The sequence below is a fragment of the Pantoea sp. ME81 genome (assembly GCF_903970985.1).
In the GTDB taxonomy this organism is placed as follows: domain Bacteria; phylum Pseudomonadota; class Gammaproteobacteria; order Enterobacterales; family Enterobacteriaceae; genus Pantoea; species Pantoea communis.
This window is the reverse complement of record NZ_CAJCKS010000368.1, coordinates 1-832: the sequence shown is the minus strand read 5'-3', so window position 1 is coordinate 832 and position 832 is coordinate 1. Positions and strand designations below refer to the sequence as shown.

Below are 832 nucleotides of genomic sequence, written 5' to 3'. Positions count from 1 at the left end.
ATAAAGACTTTGGTCCAGGTGATTTGCACAATGCCGCCATCCACTTCCATGCGCAGCACACCCGTCAGCAGCGTCGGAATGCCCTGCTGGTTGGGCCCCTGGCTAAGCTGCACGTAGTTTTGCAGAATCAGTGACATACCGATGGCGGAAATTAGCGGTGCAAGGCGCGTGGAGTTACGCAGGGGTCGATAAGCAATACGCTCGATGGCCCAGCCATAAGCCGCAGTGACAATAATGGTGAACAGCAAGGTGCCGAAAATCAGTAATGGAAAGGAGTGAATACCAAAGAAACTCAGTAACGCTAAGCCTATCGCGCATAAATAGGCGGAGATCATATACACCTCGCCGTGCGCGAAGTTGATCATGCCGATGATGCCGTAAACCATGGTGTAACCGATGGCGATCAACCCATACACTGCGCCCAGCGTCAGGCCGTTGATCAACTGCTGTAAGAAAAAGGCGTCCATAAATCCATCCCGCGCGTAAAGGGAGCGCATACTTCGCGCCCAATGGCGAAAGGCCCCGTGATACGGGGCCGCGTATCGAATTACAGTTGGTGATATTTGCCTTTGTCATCCCACTGATAAACCACATAATCCGAGACTTTCAGATCGCCTTTGCCATCCCAGGCTTTTTTACCCATCACGGTATCGACGCTGTTGGCTTTTAACCAGTCACTGGCTTTGGCGTTGTCTTTACCCGCCGCTTTGTAAGCCGCCGCAATAGCCTGCACAGAGGCGTAAGCGTACAGGGTGTAACCTTCCGGTTCGAAGCCACTGGCGCGGAACTTCTCAATCACCGCTTTGCCATCCGGAATGGTGCGCGGGTCATT

Annotated in this window: 2 pseudogenes; both read right to left on the bottom strand. The window is 53.1% G+C overall.

Annotated features, from left to right (window positions below):
• A pseudogene (locus H7A81_RS27410) lies at positions 1-467 on the bottom strand (branched-chain amino acid ABC transporter permease LivH); the annotation flags it as partial.
• Between the two features lie 80 nt (positions 468-547).
• Positions 548-832, bottom strand: a pseudogene (locus H7A81_RS27405) (branched-chain amino acid ABC transporter substrate-binding protein); the annotation flags it as partial.